At 35.0% G+C, this 15,188-nt stretch carries 9 protein-coding genes, 1 tRNA gene and 1 riboswitch; of the genes, 2 read left to right on the top strand and 8 right to left on the bottom strand.

What is annotated here, in order from left to right; all coding sequences use genetic code 11:
* Positions 1-40: 40 nt before the first annotated feature.
* The 4 genes from ACFPH8_RS05055 to ACFPH8_RS05040 all read right to left on the bottom strand — a co-directional run bounded on the left by ACFPH8_RS05055 (position 41) and on the right by ACFPH8_RS05040 (position 6,603).
* Complete coding sequence (locus tag ACFPH8_RS05055; protein WP_376858969.1) at positions 41-1,300, bottom strand: pyridoxal phosphate-dependent aminotransferase; 1,260 nt, start codon at positions 1,298-1,300, stop codon at positions 41-43.
* A 132-nt stretch (positions 1,301-1,432) separates the two neighbouring features.
* Positions 1,433-4,831 (bottom strand): bifunctional aspartate kinase/homoserine dehydrogenase I, encoded by a 3,399-nt coding sequence (gene thrA / locus ACFPH8_RS05050; protein WP_376858967.1) that lies wholly within the window; start codon positions 4,829-4,831, stop codon positions 1,433-1,435.
* Positions 4,832-4,834: 3 nt separating this feature from the next.
* The gene (locus ACFPH8_RS05045) at positions 4,835-5,284 is read right to left on the bottom strand and encodes an OsmC family protein (RefSeq protein ID WP_376858965.1); all 450 of its coding nucleotides are present in this window, start codon (positions 5,282-5,284) and stop codon (positions 4,835-4,837) included.
* 23 nt (positions 5,285-5,307) lie between these two features.
* Positions 5,308-6,603 (bottom strand): O-acetylhomoserine aminocarboxypropyltransferase/cysteine synthase family protein, encoded by a 1,296-nt coding sequence (locus ACFPH8_RS05040; RefSeq protein ID WP_376858963.1) that lies wholly within the window; start codon positions 6,601-6,603, stop codon positions 5,308-5,310.
* A gap of 122 nt (positions 6,604-6,725) precedes the next feature.
* Positions 6,726-6,851, bottom strand: a riboswitch (SAM riboswitch).
* A 256-nt stretch (positions 6,852-7,107) separates the two neighbouring features.
* Here ACFPH8_RS05040 and metK point away from each other — a divergent pair.
* Positions 7,108-8,397, top strand: coding sequence for a methionine adenosyltransferase (gene metK, locus ACFPH8_RS05035; protein ID WP_376858961.1), 1,290 nt, complete (start codon positions 7,108-7,110; stop codon positions 8,395-8,397).
* 56 nt (positions 8,398-8,453) lie between these two features.
* Here metK and ACFPH8_RS05030 read toward each other — a convergent pair whose 3' ends face one another.
* Entirely contained in the window at positions 8,454-9,164 is a 711-nt protein-coding gene (locus ACFPH8_RS05030; protein WP_376858959.1) for a glycosyltransferase, read from the bottom strand.
* Between the two features lie 86 nt (positions 9,165-9,250).
* Between ACFPH8_RS05030 and ACFPH8_RS05025 the strand changes: the two genes are divergently transcribed.
* A complete protein-coding gene (locus ACFPH8_RS05025; RefSeq protein WP_376858957.1) occupies positions 9,251-10,042 on the top strand; it encodes a DUF547 domain-containing protein in 792 nt (263 codons plus the stop codon).
* 261 nt (positions 10,043-10,303) lie between these two features.
* On the opposite strand, the gene ACFPH8_RS05020 is transcribed toward ACFPH8_RS05025, so the two are convergent.
* From ACFPH8_RS05020 to ACFPH8_RS05010, 3 genes are all read right to left on the bottom strand, one after another.
* A tRNA-Tyr gene (locus tag ACFPH8_RS05020) sits at positions 10,304-10,385 on the bottom strand.
* A gap of 184 nt (positions 10,386-10,569) precedes the next feature.
* Positions 10,570-12,090, bottom strand: a complete 1,521-nt coding sequence (locus tag ACFPH8_RS05015; protein ID WP_376859110.1) for a M20/M25/M40 family metallo-hydrolase — start codon at positions 12,088-12,090, stop codon at positions 10,570-10,572.
* Positions 12,091-12,319: 229 nt separating this feature from the next.
* Positions 12,320-15,073 (bottom strand): carboxypeptidase regulatory-like domain-containing protein, encoded by a 2,754-nt coding sequence (locus tag ACFPH8_RS05010; RefSeq protein WP_376858955.1) that lies wholly within the window; start codon positions 15,071-15,073, stop codon positions 12,320-12,322.
* Positions 15,074-15,188 lie beyond the last annotated feature (115 nt).

Raw genomic sequence — 15,188 nt, 5'->3', positions numbered from 1 at the left:
AAACTTGTGGCGCAAATGTATGTAATTTCTTAAAAGCATCTTATTTTAATTTCTGAAGTGCATTTTCTAGCAGTTCAAAAACCGTTTCAATATCTTCTTTTCTCGCTGTTCCTACTGATAATCTGAACCAATTGGAATCTGTAGAAGTCCCAAAAGCATAAAAAGGGACAATAGCTAATTTTGCTTCATGCAGTAGAAAACTTGTTACTTCTTGAATGGTTTTAAGGGTTGTCCCTTCTTGCGTTGTTTTTCCTATTAAATCAAACTGAACCGTTAAATACAAAGCAGCTTCGGGTTGAATGGCACGCACAGGAAATCCCTTAGTTTGTAGTGCGTTAAAACCTTGGTAGTAGGAAATTAATCTATCGTTCAATTCGGTTTTAATATGTGTTAAATAATCTTGAACTACTTCCGTCTGATTTAAATACGAGGCCGTTGCCAACTGTTCTGCTTTGGGAGCCCAAGCACCAATATGGCTCAATAAGGCTTTCATTTTATTAATAACATGCACAGGACCAAAAGCCCAACCAACACGGACACCTGTTGCCGCAAATGCTTTAGAAATTCCATCAATAAAAATGGTAAAATCCCGCATGGCAGGCACCAATTCTACAGGGTTGTAATGTATAGTTTCGCCATAAGTTAACTGCCAGTAAATTTGGTCGTATAATATGTAAAGTGGTTTTTCATCCTGGCTGGCTCGACGTTTGTTTTCTTCAATAACGAGTTCTGAAATTTCTAAAAGCGCTTCTTTAGTAAACGTTGTTCCTGTAGGATTTAAAGGCGAACATAAAGCAATTAAATTAACCTGTTGAATATGCGGTTTTATATCAAAAACTGTTGGCATAAAATTATTTTCAACCTTGGTTTCGACAACCACAGCTTTATTACGAGCTAAATAGGAATAGGCATCATTATTCCAAGAAGGCACAGGATACAAAACGGTATCCTCCAAATCTAAAATAGTTTGATAAACTGCGTAGATTAAAGGTCTTGCTCCTCCTGAAATTAAGATTTCATCTTTTGAATAGTCTAATTTTAAATTTCGCAACAAGTAATTAGAAACGCTAACACGCAAGGCTTCCATACCATTGGCCTGCGGATAATTGGTTTGGTTATCATTGTAGGCCGTAACAATTTCAGCTTTCAACTCATCAGGAATGGGAAAAATTCCTGAATCAAAATCGCCAATAGTTTGATTGTAAACCACTTCCCCTTGTGCTTTTAAAGCATTGACTTCACCAGCAATTTTAATAATCTCCGAACCTTTTAAACCTTCGGCTAATTTTGATATTTTCATAAATACGTCATGTTTCGTCAAAAATAAGGATTCTTAATCATATAAATACACATTATTTTTTCTGCTTATAAATTTGACTTATTAATTAAAAAATCAGTTTAATTTCCCTTTTTGGTAATTAATTCAATTCTGTTAGTTGCTGTTTTTAGCCAATCGTAAAATGTCTCCAAAGACACCTCTAGCCGTAACTGCCTTTCCAGCACCAGCACCTTGGATAACTAGAGGCCTTTCGCCATATGACTCGGTGAATATTTCGAAAATAGCATCCGAACCTTTTAATGCTCCCAAAGGTGAAGTTTTTGGCACAGAAACCAATTGCACGTCTAGCTGCCCTTTACTTTTAAATAAATCTCCCGACAAATCACCAATATATCTCAAGACGTGATCTGATTTTTGTGACTCTTTTTTATTTTGAAAAACTGTGTTTAAAGCATCCAAATTTCCTAAAAATTGAGAAGCAGGAATATCCCTAAATTCTTGAGGAATTAAGTTCTCTATTTGAATATCTTCAAATTCATTTTCTAAATCCAACTCACGAGCTAGGATTAATAACTTTCTAGCCACATCATTTCCACATAAATCTTCTCTTGGATCTGGCTCCGTGTATCCTTCATCAATGGCTTCCTGAAGAATTTCTGAAAAAGGTCTACTTTCAGATGAAAATGTATTGAACAAATAACTTAAGGAACCAGAAAAAACACCTCTTATTCTTGTAATGTTTTCACCAGATTCATGTAATAATTTAATGGTATCTATTAAAGGCAATCCTGCACCTACATTAGTTTCATATAGATATTCTTTTTTATTTTCGACTAATTTAGCTCTTAAGGTTTTATAGAAATTATGAGAAACCGTATTGGCAATTTTATTAGAAGACACCAAATCGAAACCAGCCTCCACTAATGGGATGTAATTATCAATAAAATCAGTATTTGCTGTATTATCTACGGCAATTAAATTTTCTAAATGATGTTTTTTCGCGTAATCAATAATGGTTTCTACCTGTGTACTAGTAAGACCTTCAGACTCTAAATCTTGTTTCCAATTTCCACTAATTCCTGAAGCATTCAACAGCACTTGTTTTGAGTTTGCAATGGCAAATATCTTTAACTGAATGTTCCTTCGCTTTAAAATAGACGCTGTATTTTCTAATAGTTGTTCAATAAGTGTTCCTCCAACCAAGCCTTTACCGAAGATGGCGATATTTATTTTTTTTGCTACGCCAAATACCTGCCCGTGAATAACATTTAAAGCTTTATGCAATTGATTTTTTTTAACCACCAAACTCACATTTTTGCCAGAAATGGTATTGTTGAATAGTAAAGGCACAATTTGGTTTTTTATAAGCGCATTATAGGGTTGATGAAATTTACTTAAATCCAATCCAATAATTGAAATAACGGAAACATCGTCTATAATTGAAATTTTATGCACGTCATTCGTTTGAAATTCAAGCTCAAACTCATGTTCCAAAGCAACAACCGCATCTTTTGCTCTATTTGCGGAAACAATAAAACCAATTCCACGTTCTGACGAGCCTTGAGCAATAATACTGACGCTAATACGATGTGTACTTAAGGTTTTAAATATTCTAGCATCCACACCTACTTTTCCCAAAAGTCCTCGGCCTTCAAAATTTATTAAAGATACATGATCTAAAACTGAAAGCGATTTAATGCCATCCACTGTTGATTTAGATGTTATTAAAGTTCCTTGGCCTTCCGAATTAAACGTATTTAAAATTCGAAGATTGATGTTTTTTTCAATTAAAGGTACAATTGTTTTCGCATGCAAAATTGTGGCTCCAAACGTAGCAAGCTCATTTGCCTCCTCATAAGATAATTGACTAATTGTTTTAGCATCGGCGACTAATTCAGGATTAGCCGTATAAATTCCATTTACATGTGTGTAGCTTTCCAATTCCTCGGCATCTAAATAATTAGCGAGTAAGGACGCTGTATAATTACTACCGTTCCGACCTAAAGTAGTTGTTTGATTTTTTAAATTGGAAGCAATAAACCCGGAAACAATATGAACAGTATCACCATTATATTTTTCAAAATGCGCTTTTACATTTTGTTCAGAAACAGCTAAAATAGGCTGCGCATCCCCAAAGTTAGCATCGGTTTTTATTAAAGTTCTAGCGTCTGTTGCATGTGCTTTTATGTGTCGCTCCTGTAATAATTGTGTAACAATTTTTGTTGCGAGTAATTCACCATGTGCTAATACGTCATCCTTAATTTTTTCGCTATAATCTTCAAGTAGGCTTACGCCTTCTAAAAGTGTATCTATTTTGGAAAATTCTTCAGAAAAATCAATAGACTTTAAAGGTTCCATTTGGTAGCTCTTAAATGCTTCCAATTCTGGTTTATATATTTGTTTGGCAGCTGCTTTTTCTAGAATAACTTCTAATTGGTTGGTGGCATTTCCTCTAGCAGAAACAACAACTGCTATATTCTGCTTGTTTTTTACTTTAGCTTCAATAATGGAAAGCACGGTTTCTAATCCGTTGCCATTTGCTAAAGATTTCCCTCCAAATTTTAATACTTTCATTCTATTTCTTTTTGTTTCAGGTTTAAAAATTCCTGAAATAATTTTTTCTAACTGTTCGAACTCTATTAAAAACGAATCGTGTCCGTGAATGGAATGGATTTCATTATAAGTCACATTAGGATGTGTTAAGGCTAGATATTTTTGTGTTTCGCGGTTTTCTTCAGCTGTAAAAAACAAATCCGAATTGACACCTATAATATAGATATTGGCCTGAATGCCATCTAAAATTTTTAAACTATACTCACCGCCGTTAGTAACATCAATTGTTTTTAATAATTGGTTCATTAATTTATAAGATGCCAGCTGATAGCGTTCTTGCAATTTTTTACCGTGGTGCAACAACCAACTTTCGACATTAAACATCTGTAAATCGGTATTTTTAGTTCGCTGAAACCGCTCCTTAAATGAGGCTGGCGTTCTATAGCATAACATGGCATGCATGCGCGCATCGTGTACCGGATTGCTAGAATTAACTAAAAACTGTTCTTGGATTTGACAATTGGCAATAAGCCAGTCCGTTGCTTTCCAATCGGTAGCTATTGGAATAAAATGTGATGCTAAATCTGGTTTCAGTACTAACATTTCCCAAGCAATACCACCACCTAAAGAGCCGCCAATAATGGCAAATAACTTATGGATTTTAAGTGCTTTTAACCCCACTAAAAATAGTGCTGCAATATCTTTGGCAACAAAACTCTTATAGTCTTCAATGATAAAATTATCATAACCATTACCCGGAATATTAAACGCTAAAACCGTATATACCTGCGTATCGATAACTCTAGCTGTTCCAATAAGATCTTTCCACCAACCATCGGCTCCAGACACATTACTATTTCCCGTAAGCGCATGGTTAACAAGCACAATTGGGGCTGAACCTAAAGGTTTTCCAAATAATTGGTAAGACAATTTTAAAGTAACTGTCTTACCAATCTCTAATTTGAAATGTGGAATTTGGATGTGTTCTAATTTTGACATGCTTTAAATGGCATATTGTTTTTCAACCTCCAAACTTACTGGCGTCGCGTTCAATAAATTATCCTTAACAGGACAGCGCTCTTGAACTATTTTCAACCAAGTTACCAATGTTTCAATGGGCGCTTCTGTATCTGGAATTAGCTTTAAACTAATTTGTTTAAATCCTGCTCTTTCAGCATTAGACCTTCCAAAAAGTTTATTTGGATTTATACTTCCTTCAACTTCTATTTTTAAGGTATTAATTGTAAACCCTAATTCTTTAGCCACCAAGTGTCCAACTACGTTTACACATCCAGCTAAACCCGCTAAAACATATTCAACAGGATTGGCATTTTCATCGGTACCACCTAAATCTTCTGGCTCGTCTATTATTAGTCTAAAATTCCTTGTTTTGGCAATGAATTTCGCAGGAGAAGCACTTTCTCCGTGTACTTTAAATATTAAATCGCTCATAATTAGTATCTATAAAAATTTAATTAATCTTGTAAAACGGCTTCGTTAATTATTTTAAAAGCAGCTTTTAAATCTTCTTTTAAATCCTCTAGATCTTCAATACCAACTGACAACCTAATTAAATCTTGACTTACGCCTGCCTTGGCTTGTTGCGCTGCATCTAATTGCTGATGGGTTGTACTCGCTGGGTGAATTATCAATGATTTTGTATCTCCAATATTGGCTAATAATGAAAATAATTTCGTGTTGTCAGCAATAGTTTTTGCCGACTCAAATCCGCCCTTAACACCAAAAGTCACTAAACCACTCTGCCCGTTTGGCAAATATTTATCTGCCAAAGATTTGTATTTACTACTTTCTAAACCTGGGTAATTTACCCAACTTACTTCTTCTTGGTCTTCTAACCATTTAGCCAATGCTAATGCATTTTGAGAATGTTGTTTAATTCTTATGGGCAATGTTTCCAAACCTTGAATAATATTAAAAGCATTGGTTGGACTTAACGCACCACCAAAATCACGCAAACCTTCTAAAATTAATTTAAAAGTATAGGAAGCAGCTCCTAGAGTTTCATAATACTTTAAACCATGATATCCTGCTGAAGGCTCTGTAAATTCAGGGAATTTTCCATTTGCCCAATTAAAAGTGCCCGCATCAATTATGGCGCCTCCTAGGGAAGTTCCTTGACCACCAATGTATTTTGTAAGGGAATGAATAACAATATCTGCACCATGCTCTATGGGTTTTACTAATACGGAAGTTGCCACAGTATTATCTACAATAAAAGGAACTTCAGCTGCTTTTGCATGTACGGAAATAGCATCTAAATCTAAAACATCAAGCTTTGGGTTCCCTAAAGACTCAACAAAGAAAGCTCTTGTATTATCTTGCACGGCTGCTGCAAAGTTGTCGGGATTATCAGCATTTACAAAAGTGGTTGTAATCCCTAATCTTGGTAAAGTAACATTTAGCAAATTAAATGTGCCACCATACAAACTACTAGAAGCTACAATATGATCTCCAGCTTTTAAAAGGGTTAATAGCCCTGTAGAAATTGCTGATGTTCCCGACGCGAAAACCACGGCGCCAACACCACCTTCTACGGCAGCCAAACGATCTTGTAGGATTTGATTCGTAGGGTTATTTAAACGGGTATAAATAAACCCTAATTCTTTTAATGAAAAAAGATTAGCTGCATGTTCTGAATTGTTAAAAACATAAGATGTCGTTTGATAAATAGGAACGGCTTTGGTTCCTCCATGTTGCTGAACATCATGTCCAGCATGCAACGCTTTTGTTGCGAAATTTTGAATACTCATTTTTCTAGTTTTTTTGAATTAATAAATAAATTAAACCAAAAGTCAAATAAGCCTCGTTAGAAGCGTACCTATTAGAAAAATGTTAAAAAGAAAATTGAAATCACAGATGAGTAATTTCGTTTGAGTTATCTATCCAATATTTCGATAAATGAATCGAAAATTAAGTAGAATTTAGCACCTTCATAGTATAGAACTAAGGGTTGCTAAGGCTTCAACGGGTCTAATCCCTCCACCTTTCTTGATAACATTTCAGTAAGTTTTTGAACTTTGTGAGCACAAATATTGCAATACAAATTCATAATAACCAAATTAAATGTGAAAAAAAGTCTAAAAAAATTTTGTTCCATTTAAATTTCTTATTTTTGCAGCGTAATAATTAAGAGGAAAAATTTGTCTGATTGCAACCTCATAAAAAAATGCTAAAGCAGTTCAATTCTACTACTCTAGCAGGCCACAGCAATCACATAATTTTTCACAGTGTTTAACGCATAAATAAGTGAAACTATGCCATATTTATTTACTTCGGAAAGTGTTTCTGAAGGACATCCAGACAAAGTTGCCGACCAGATAAGTGACGCATTAATTGATAATTTTTTAGCTTTTGATCCCGAATCAAAGGTAGCCTGTGAAACATTAGTAACAACGGGGCAAGTTGTTTTAGCAGGCGAAGTAAAATCCAACACCTACCTAGACGTTCAGAAAATTGCACGTGATACCATTAATAAAATTGGATACACCAAAGGCGCGTATATGTTTGATGGTAGTTCGTGTGGTGTGTTTTCTGCCATTCATGAACAGTCAGAAGACATTAATCGAGGTGTAGATCGAGCGAGTAAAGAAGAACAAGGTGCAGGAGATCAAGGCATGATGTTCGGTTATGCGACAAGCGAAACCGAAAACTATATGCCATTGGCTTTAGATTTATCGCACAGATTGTTATTAGAATTAGCAGAATTACGTCGTGAAGAAAAAGACATCACCTATTTACGTCCTGACTCTAAAAGTCAGGTAACTATAGAGTATAGTGATGACAATGTACCACAACGTATTGAAGCTATTGTCATTTCAACACAACACGATGAATTTGTATTACCAAAATCCAAATCTGCTGAAGATAAAAATGCAGCTGAAGAGGAAATGATAGCACGAATAAACAAGGACATTAAAGAGGTACTAATTCCACGCGTGGTTGCAAAACTTCCGGAGCATATTCAGGAATTATTTAATGACGATATCACCTATCATATCAACCCAACAGGGAAGTTTGTTATTGGAGGACCACATGGTGACACCGGTTTAACGGGTCGTAAAATTATTGTGGATACTTATGGAGGAAAAGGTGCCCATGGTGGTGGTGCGTTTTCAGGCAAAGACCCAAGTAAGGTAGATAGAAGTGCTGCTTATGCAACACGACACATTGCCAAAAACTTGGTTGCCGCTGGTATTGCAGATGAAATTTTAGTACAAGTTAGTTATGCTATTGGTGTGGTAAAACCAACCTCTATTTATATTGACACATATGGAACCTGTCCGTTTAATTTAACAGATGGTGAGATAGCACAGAAAGTGACTGAAATTTTTGATATGAGACCATTTGCTATTGAAAGCAGATTGAAATTACGCCAACCTATGTATAGTGAAACGGCTGCCTATGGGCATATGGGACGAAAGAACGAAACTATTACCAAGACATTTGAACAATTAAATGGTGAATCCATTACCTTGGATGTTGAATTATTTACATGGGAAAAATTAGACTATGTGGATAAAGTAAAAGCCGCATTCGACCTATAATATCACCCTTAAAAATCTCTAAAAGCCTTACATTTTTTTGTGAGGCTTTTTTTGTGTTAAGTCGTTTTAAGCATACGGCCGTATAAGGTTTTTAATTTTTCGGGCTTATAGCCACATTTGAATAAAACAACCATTAATAAATTACACAAGTTAACTTTTAGGTAAGAATTGTTTTGATACTTTCTAGCCGAAACAATTAAGTCGTTATTTACAATGGTGTAGGGTGTTTTGGCCTTCTTCATTCGTTTAAAAAACTCGAAATCTTCCATTAGAACTTGATCTTCATCAAAAGCACCTAAAATTTCAAAAACGTACTTTTTAATAAATAAACATTGATCACCACCCCCAGTAAATATGCCGTCGGATTTAGTGAAATGCGCATTTATTTTCAACCAGAAATTATCCGAATCAAATGTATAAGAGAAAAAACCAGCATCCATACCTGATGCAACTGTTTCTTGAATATTCTTAAAAAAACTTAATGGCGGTAAAACATCCGCATGAAGGAAAACTAGAATATCTCCCATAGCACTTTTAGCTGCTTGATTCATTTGAACGGCGCGACCTTTTTTTGCACACCTAAGTATAGAAACCTCATTCCACCGAAAATCTTTAGCACTTATACTCTGGGATTCCGCTGATAAGGCGATAATAATTTCAACATTAAATCCTTGAGAAATAGCTACTAAATGTGGTACTAAAACGAATAAGTTATCTCGTTCGTTATGCGCCGGAATAATCACTGAAATACTTTTAACTAAAACCATATATAAGAAATATACGTAAATTTATAGGATGTGGATTTATAACTAACTTACTTTTGTAGCTAAAATCCCATCATAAAAACAAATTCATGAAAACAACAATTTTAAAACAAGTCATCCTATTTCTTTCCGTTCTATTAATCTCTGTTCAGGGCGAAGCACAAACAGATACAAGTGAACCAACGAACTTTAATGCGCTTTCCGAACAACTGTTGACAAAAATAAAAAGTGGACAAAACATACAGGACATTCAGGATATTTTAAAGAATACCTCATTAGAAACGTTAAGCACAGCATTAAAAACGGATACTGAAAAACTAGCGTTTTGGGTGAATATATACAATGCCTATATTCAAATTATATTAACCGATAAACCAGAATTGTTTGAGGATCGAGGTGCTTTTTTCAAGAAAAAACAAATTGCTATTGCCGGCAACATGGTGTCTTTTGACAAAATTGAACATGGTATAATTAGAAAATCGCAATGGAAATTAGGACTGGGTAAAATTAGAAAATGGTTTCCTAATAAATTTGAGCGCGCATTGCGTGTTGACGAACGCGATTTCAGAATTCATTTTGTTTTAAATTGTGGTGCTAAAAATTGTCCACCTGTCTCTATTTATACGCCAGATAATCTAGAAGCACAGTTTGATATGAGCTCTAGAAATTATTTAATAAAAACAACCACCTATGATAACGAAAAGAAAATTGTAACCATTTCACCTTTGTTTAAATGGTTTCGAGGCGATTTTGGCTCTAAAAATGACATAAAAGATATACTGAAATCTTATGCTATATTAGCGACCACTGAAAAATTCTCGATAGATTACGGCGATTATGATTGGACATTAGATTTAGATAATTGGGCAGATTTTAATTAAAACTTTTATATAAAAGGCAGGATTAGCTACGCTGATCCTGTAATCCACTCCTTGAAAACATAAAAAGACACAAAACAGAAAAGTAAGCGTTACATTACAGGATTAGCTGCGCTGATCCTGCTTAACTCTTTTGGAAATTGAAAAATCAAACTGCAAAAGCAGTTTATTTTTTTGTGTTATAAAATACGCTTGTGAGTAAACTCACGCGCATTTTATAACACAAAAAAATCCACACGGCAGTGTGGATTTTTCGAGTTAAAGTGGGGAGAGCAGGATTCGAACCTGCGAAGACGTAGTCAGCAGATTTACAGTCTGCCCTCGTTGGCCGCTTGAGTATCTCCCCAAAACCGAGCGTAAATATATTATAGTTTTTATTTCTTTTTGCAAAAAACGGCTCCTTTTTTTCTATAATGTCCACATTAAAACACAAAAAACTCATAATGAATCCATTAGTTATTCATTATGAGTTCTTGTTACAATTTTCCTTAATACATTAAGAGGAAAATTGCTTTAAACTCGGCGTTTAATTAATCATTAAGACCGCCTTTACGCTGTGGTGAACGTGGCTCTGGCCAAGTACGTTGCTCACCTGTTCTCGCGTTAACTGGTAGTATTATTTTTTCGGAAGATGCTCTATTTGGATCTTCGCAAGCCATATAAACTAAAATAGCCGTTAAAATAGCATTACTTCTTACGTCGTCAAAGACAATTTTGTCATAGGTATCTCTATTTGTATGCCATGTATAATTCCAGTAAGACCAACTTAATGAGCTCAAGTTAAATGATGGCGCGCCAGCGGCTAAAAACGATGCATTATCTGATCCACCTCCACTAGGCGAACCTGGAAAATTAGTTTCAATATGCTTTGAAATATCGTTTGGAACTGGCTCTAACCAACGTGATAAATACTCATAAGCATGCAAAAAACCAGCACCAGAAAGATTCACAACACGACCTGTTCCGTTATCTTGATTAAATACGGCTTGAATGTTTTTCACAATTTCAGGATGGTCCTCCACAAAAGCCCGAGACCCATTTAAACCTTGCTCCTCACTTCCCCAATGACCAACTAAAATAGTACGTTTTGGATTTGGATATACCTTTTTTAGAATGCGCATAGCTTCCATCATAACTAATGTTCCAGTACCATTATCGGTAGCTCCAGTTCCACCATCCCAAGAATCGAAATGGGCTGACATAATAACATACTCGTCTGGTTTTTCAGAACCTTTTATTTCAGCTATAGTATTATAATTTGTAGCTACACCTAAATCTTTAGATTCCGCTACAATTTTTACACGTGGTTTACTACCGTATTTTGCTAAACGATATAACATGGTATAATCTTCCAGCTCAATATCTACGGTTGGAATTTTTTCAGTTCTTGCGCTAAAAATTTTGTTAGAACCAAATGCTTTAGACCAGTAGGACGTAATAATTCCGGCTGCTCCAACCGTTTCTAATGCTTGATTAATATTTCTTGAATTATAACCCATTCTCTTCAAGTTGGCATACCATTCTGTTGAGAGCGAATCGCGTTCTTTTTTCATGTTTTCGAATGATTCGTCTGTTGCGAACTCTTCCCAGTTATAATCTGGACGCCCCGTAGTTTGATACATAGATGTCATAACGAATTTGCCTTTTACACTTTTCATCCAATTATTAAACTCCAAAGAATCTTTAACCGTTGGAAGTATTATTACTTCTGCTGTAACTCCTTTGGATCCCGTGCTTGGACTCCAAGCTAATTGCATACCATCTAACGATTGGATTCTTGGGTGCACCATATCAATATGTGTGATACCACGATCCCATGCACGCCATTCTCCCCATTTTTCATTTCTAGCTGAAATATCCCATTCCCCATATTGAGCAACAGCCCAATCATTGGCCTGTTTCATTTGTGGTGTTCCCACTAAACGCGGACCAATTACATCTAACATTTCGTGTGCTAAACGTTCTAATTGTGAATTTTCAGTAGCTTCTTTTACAATATTTTCAACAACAGCATCCGTGTTTTGTGCATGAATAAAGCCCACGGAAACCATAACTAAAGCAGCCAAACCGTGTTTAAAAATGTTTCTCATAATTCTAATTTTAGTTAATAAATTGTGACCTATTAAAATACAACATTTCTATGAGACAGACCGTATAATAAGCTGGAAAAACAGAAGTGAAATACCCAAAAAAGAAAGCTGCCTGAAAAGTGAATTTTTATTCTAAATATCAGTATAATAACTTGTCAGGCAGCCTAATTAATCGTGTTGTGCTGATTAATTATAAGTTGTATATAACGCGCAATGTTACAAAGCGCGGTTGAATATAATAATCGTTAGTGCTTACAGACAAAGAACCTGCATTTGTTTGGCTTTGCGATTTGGTATTTAGCAAGTTAGTTGCCTTCATTTCAAATTCCCATTTGGCATCTGCATCTTTTCGGTAGGCTAATGATGCATCCCAGAAATCAAAACTATTAATTTTACCAGCTTCATCACTTAACAGGTTATACTCGTAACTGGATTTTAAGGTAAAGGCTTTCCAAATTAAGGCATCAAACTCTAATTTTGGCGCATTGGTATAAAACTTGGTTCGTCTCGTACCTTGGTCGTTATCTTGAATTCCGTAGGTATAGCTTACTTCAAAATTTGGTGCTTCCCGGTAATTTGACCGTAAAGAAGCTGTGTATGATTGGTTGTAGTTTTCATTAACCGAACGGGTAAGCTCGCCTGGATTATCTCTAGTGGAAATAAACTGATTAAACTTAGCATAACTAAAATTAGCTTGGGCAGTTGCACGAAGTTTTCCAAAAGCACGTTGAAAACGACCATTAGCTGAAAAGCTTTCGTCAGCATAATTAGAGTTAAAAGGTGTTCCAACATTAATTACACTACCAGATTGAAACTGGGAAGCGGTTCTAATTCTATCAATATTTTTTGTGTAATTCACACGAGCAAATACATTGGTATAATTGAACATGTTAAAACTAAAATACATTAAGCTTAAATTATGAGCCAATGAACTTTCTAATTCTTGATTACCCGTAAAGAATGAATTGTATCTATTTAACACCAATCCTTCAGCTAATTGATTAACGTCTGTAAACTGCGTTTGCATACGGTAGTTAAACGTTAAGGTTTCACTCTTTTTAAATTGAATACGCGTGTTAAAATCTGGTAAAACTCTGAAGAAATTATCTTTGTATTCCACACCAAATTGTTCATTCTTGGCACTATAAGCGTGAGCCGATAAACCAGGAGTGAATGTGAAAATTCCGGCTTTTAATTGGTAATGTAAACCAACATACAAATCGGTGAAGGTATAGTTAATATCATTCTCTGGATTATAATTTACAGGTTGATTATTGAAGATAGATCCATCATCTAGTGTTTGAAATATATCAGAATTAAACTTCTGATTACTTAAAATAGTTCCAAAAGTTACGTTTATATTACTCTTATTGTTTAGCACGTTCCAGTAATCTAACTTGGCATCCAATTGATTGGATTTAACGCGTTTGTTTTGAGATAAATCGTAAATAAATTGATTTTGATCCATCCCTAAATCTTCAGCCGTATCATCATAAGGATCGTTTGGCATATCGGCATTATTTGTTGGATCGTTGGCTAAAAGTGCATTATAAAATGGATCTTCGTCTTTTAAAAGGTGAGTGGCTTCAAAAGCAAAAATATTATTTTCATTTAAGGTGTAATAGTAATTTAAATTCTGATTAAGACTAAATGGGTTTGTCTCTTCATTTTGAGCAATTCCTCCAATAACGGTAGAAAACACATTTTGCTCTTGTGTTTCTTGAGACATACGTCCTAAAATTTCATAATCCAATTGGTTACTAGCATTCGGTTTGTATTTAGCACTTAATTTCAACATCCCCAAATCACTACGTTGTGTGGTATTACTTTCAGTGCTTTCATCAGGAATTCCTAGTTCTGGATCATTATAAATGACATTACTGTTTTCCTGTAATCGAATTTTATTTCCCGTATAAATTCCAAATCCGCTTAAATCTAATTTATCATTCGGAGAATAACTAAAATTTGCAGCACCAAAACGGGCATTTATTTCTTTGGCTCGATTATTTTGAAGGGATAAAAAGTCTAAACCATTGTCGCTTAAATTTAAATTGGTACCACTCGTTTGACTAGGTCGATTAAAACCACCTGCAAAATTAAAATAATCACGACGCGTAAAGGCTAGTTCACCAATATTGTTGATATCTCCAATAACATTAACACTGTATTTTGGGCTGTAATAAAACAATTTTGGCTGCGCTAAATACAAGCCATTATCATCTGCTACTCCAGCTCCTGCTGTAACAGTTCCGAACCAAAAGGCGTCTTTTCCTTCTTTCAGTTTAATATTAATAGCAATATTATCTTGATTGTTTTGAACCCCACTTAATTGGCCAACTTCGGCATAATTTTTAAGAACTTGAACTTTATCTACTGCATTGGCCGGAATGTTTTTGGTGGCTAATTTAGAATCGCCATCAAAAAAGTCTTTACCTTCCACCATCACTTTGGAGACAACCTTGCCTTCTACTTCAATTTGACCATCCGCATTTATTTCAACACCTGGCAAATTTTTAAGGACATCTTCTAGTTTCCGTTCGGTTCCTTTATTAAACGAATCGGCATTATAAATAAGCGTATCGCCTTTAACGGTTACAGGCATTTCGTAAATCAATTCAATTTCATCTAAAGCATTATCATTCTCTAGTGTGAAATCTCTTGAAATATCAGCTTCTTTGGTTGAAATGGATGCATCGGATGTTTTCATACCAATATAACTGACTTGAACTTTATAATCTGTATTTTTTTCTAAAGTCAGCTTATACCGCCCTTGATCGTTAGTAATTCCATAGGATTCCAATTTACTTGTTTGCTGGTTTATAGCAATGACATTGGCGAGTTCCAGTGGATTACCTATACTATCTTTTACAATACCTTCAATTTTTACTTGGGAAAACGTGGCAGATACTACTAGTAGCAATATTGCCGTAATTACATGTTTCATTTATTTGGTGATTGGTTTGTTGATTTTTTTTCTTGATTGTTTAGGGATGCTATTAAGCCTAACAACAGCAAGGGGGCACCTGTTGTAATTGGGTCCTTGAAATTGTAATATAAAT

It is taken from the genome of Bizionia hallyeonensis, assembly GCF_042657385.1.
In the GTDB taxonomy this organism is placed as follows: domain Bacteria; phylum Bacteroidota; class Bacteroidia; order Flavobacteriales; family Flavobacteriaceae; genus Algorimicrobium; species Algorimicrobium hallyeonense.
This window is presented reverse-complemented; position numbering and strand designations above follow the sequence as displayed.

Bases quoted from the DNA above. Each gene is read 5' to 3' on its own strand.
- ACFPH8_RS05055 (WP_376858969.1), bottom strand. From the start codon at position 1,300: ATGAAAATATCAAAATTAGCCGAAGGTTTAAAAGGTTCGGAGATTATT.
- thrA (WP_376858967.1), bottom strand. From the start codon at position 4,831: ATGTCAAAATTAGAACACATCCAAATTCCACATTTCAAATTAGAGATT.
- ACFPH8_RS05045 (WP_376858965.1), bottom strand. From the start codon at position 5,284: ATGAGCGATTTAATATTTAAAGTACACGGAGAAAGTGCTTCTCCTGCG.
- ACFPH8_RS05040 (WP_376858963.1), bottom strand. From the start codon at position 6,603: ATGAGTATTCAAAATTTCGCAACAAAAGCGTTGCATGCTGGACATGAT.
- metK (WP_376858961.1), top strand. From the start codon at position 7,108: ATGCCATATTTATTTACTTCGGAAAGTGTTTCTGAAGGACATCCAGAC.
- ACFPH8_RS05030 (WP_376858959.1), bottom strand. From the start codon at position 9,164: ATGGTTTTAGTTAAAAGTATTTCAGTGATTATTCCGGCGCATAACGAA.
- ACFPH8_RS05025 (WP_376858957.1), top strand. From the start codon at position 9,251: ATGAAAACAACAATTTTAAAACAAGTCATCCTATTTCTTTCCGTTCTA.
- ACFPH8_RS05015 (WP_376859110.1), bottom strand. From the start codon at position 12,090: ATGGTTTCCGTGGGCTTTATTCATGCACAAAACACGGATGCTGTTGTT.
- ACFPH8_RS05010 (WP_376858955.1), bottom strand. From the start codon at position 15,073: ATGAAACATGTAATTACGGCAATATTGCTACTAGTAGTATCTGCCACG.